The organism is Gammaproteobacteria bacterium (genome assembly GCA_027296625.1).
In the GTDB taxonomy this organism is placed as follows: domain Bacteria; phylum Pseudomonadota; class Gammaproteobacteria; order JAKEHO01; family JAKEHO01; genus JAKEHO01.
In genome coordinates this window covers 1-2,627 of record JAPUIX010000154.1, presented here as the reverse complement: position 1 = coordinate 2,627, position 2,627 = coordinate 1, and the positions used below count along the sequence as shown (strand labels likewise).

Annotated in this window: 1 protein-coding gene; it reads right to left on the bottom strand. The window is 55.5% G+C overall.

The genetic code is table 11. The features are described from left to right. Nucleotides 1–84: 84 nt before the first annotated feature. Nucleotides 85–2,145, bottom strand: coding sequence for an ankyrin repeat domain-containing protein (locus tag O6944_09275; protein ID MCZ6719325.1), 2,061 nt, complete (start codon nucleotides 2,143–2,145; stop codon nucleotides 85–87). Nucleotides 2,146–2,627: the final 482 nt, after the last annotated feature.

The following is a 2,627-nucleotide window of genomic DNA, read 5'->3' as shown; positions in this document are numbered from 1 at the left end:
CAAGGGGATTCGCCCGTTATGCTAGTTCCCTCGTGGTGCCGTTTGAGGTGGCGGCGTAACCATCCACGCTTGACGTGACCGATTTCAATTTATCCACGTCGCGAGCTTCAACTCACCCAAGACGCTATCGCCAGTTTCTAGGTCTATGAGGCGCAAACCACCCCAAAACTTGTCAAAAAGCAAATATTTGCCGACCAGGGATGTTTCACATTGCCCGAGTAGCTCTTTCAAGGGGCGGCTCCCCGCCTGAAGCGTTATGCCAAAGGTCAGTGTCGCGCCGGTATCAGGGCCCGGTTCGACGAAAAAGGTGAGAATCGATGTCTGCCCATCAATATCAAAAGTCAGCGTCCCAGAGTTCGGCGATCCGTCAGCATTTCGCGCCATCTGGCGGTTAACAACATAGCGATTTGACGCGTGACTGGGATGCCATACCCGACGCTCCTGTTGCCAATTCCAAACATTATTAGAGCGGCGCCCGTTTAACGCTTTAAACCCACAGGAATCAAAGCGGCCGCAGTACTTATTGTCTAGCAGCACCCACGTTCCATCCTGCCATGCGTAGAGAAATGCATGAGGCTCACCCAGGGTTGGGACATGTATGGTCACGCCAAGCGTCTCTCCTTCGAGGTACCCGGCGGCAACCGGACTTTGCCACTTAGCGCCCTTCTTCATGTGCGCTGGGAGCTTTTCCGGATCGATCTTGGGCAGCGGAATCGGGGTCTTCACACGCACTTTGGGACTAAATTGAACTTCCTGAAGCGCGCCCTTGCGTGGAACAAAAATCGAAGTCTTGCCGTCGGCGACAAACACATCCTTCGGACACGTTGGCAACGACAAAAGTTGTTTTGCCTGGGCGGTGTTTGGATTCCACAGGCCGATCTCACATTTCCCATCCTTTTCGCGGGCAAATACCAATAAGACCGAGGACCGATCCTTGGGCTCGTCCGTTGGCAACAACCTGCGCACGATCGCACTGTGCCCTCCCACGTCGGCGTATACCAACGGTGTGTTGCCCTGGCTGTCCTTAGTATTAACGTCAGCGCCATGGGCAAGAAGAAACTCGACCATCCGTCCTTGCCCTGCCCCAGCCGCGATGCTTAATGCGGTCTTGCCGCTATTGTCTTTCACATTAACGTCCGCACCATGTGCCAACAGCGTGGAAACGACAGCGCTTTGGCCTTTAGCGACCGCCATCATCAGTGATGTTGATCCACTCCGATCAACGGCGTCAACATCGGCACCGCTGGCTAACATCACATTAACGATGTCTGTGCGGCCCGCGGCGGAGGCGCGGTGTAGTGCGGTCTGACCCCATGCGTCCGTTCCGTCCACGCTCACACCGCCGTCCAACAGGATTTGGACAATGTCAGTCAGACCCGCTTTCGCAGACAGCACCAATGCGGACGCCCCGTATTGGTCTAGGTCTGCGCCTTTGGCGAGCAACGCTGTCACCGCCAGGGAGTCGCGATTCATTACTGCAGTCTCTAGTGCTGAAACGTGACGTGCGCCGCGGCGCTTCGCATTGGGATCGGCACCTTGCCGAAGCAGTTCCAGCGCCACATCGGTACGACCCCGCAGTACAGCACCGATCAGTGCTGTTTGGCCGTCATAATCCTTCGCATCTACCTCGGTACCGTGTGTAAGCAGCAAGCGCACCACATCAAGATGTCCGTTTTTGGCCGCTTTGTGCAATCCAGTACCACTTGTATCTCTGGCATTCACATCGGCGCCGTGGGCTATAAGAATACGAACGACCTCGGTGTAACCTTCTCTGGCAGCATACACCAATGCCGTGCCGCCAAACTTATCTTGGGCATTGACATCGGCGCCCTTTGCCAACAACGCTTCGACAGCTTTGAGTTCACCTGTACTCGCAGCATCCATGAGTGCAGTCGAGCCATGAAGTCCCCGAGCTCGTGAGGCTGGAACGGCTGGCATCATGATAATGATCTGCTGTTCGTTCGCGTCTCCTCGCCGCGGATCGACGGAATACTCATACTCGCGGCCCTCGCTAATCGGGGGGCTTCCGGTAGCACCAGAGGATTGTGCTTGCTGTTGAGCGGTCACCATTAAAGGCTGGCTGAGCAACGACCCTAGCGTCACAACGACGAGAAAGAAGAGAGCTGAGTTACGGTGAGATTTCATGGCACGACATGACCCTAAGCTCTGGATTACGTATCAATAGTAGTCGACGCAATCCATCATTGAGAGCCAGGAAATACGTTCATTACGGGTACTACGGCATGGGTAGCGGTATGGCGCAGACCGTCAATTAATCCAGCCGCGACCGGCCTGCAGGCGAGGAGCTCTCTTGCCATTTTTGAGTCACGATTTCGGGATCCTGAAGTAGATTCGCCCGTTATGCTAGTGGCCTGGTGGTGCCGTTTGAAGTGGCGGCGTAAGATAGCCGGATGCACCCCTAGATTATTCGTTAGGCCGGGCGTCGCGCGAAATCACTCGATATACCTCCAGGTTGCCCCTTGCCGCTCGATCGGCTTCCAGTTTCCGCCCTCTGAAAGCACTCCGGGCTTGCCGTCTTTCTTATCGATCAAGCGCCACCGCTCCTCGATCCAAGCATAACTTTCCGTCTTACCGCCAGCCCGTTTGGTCTTAAAATCAGGCTGCCC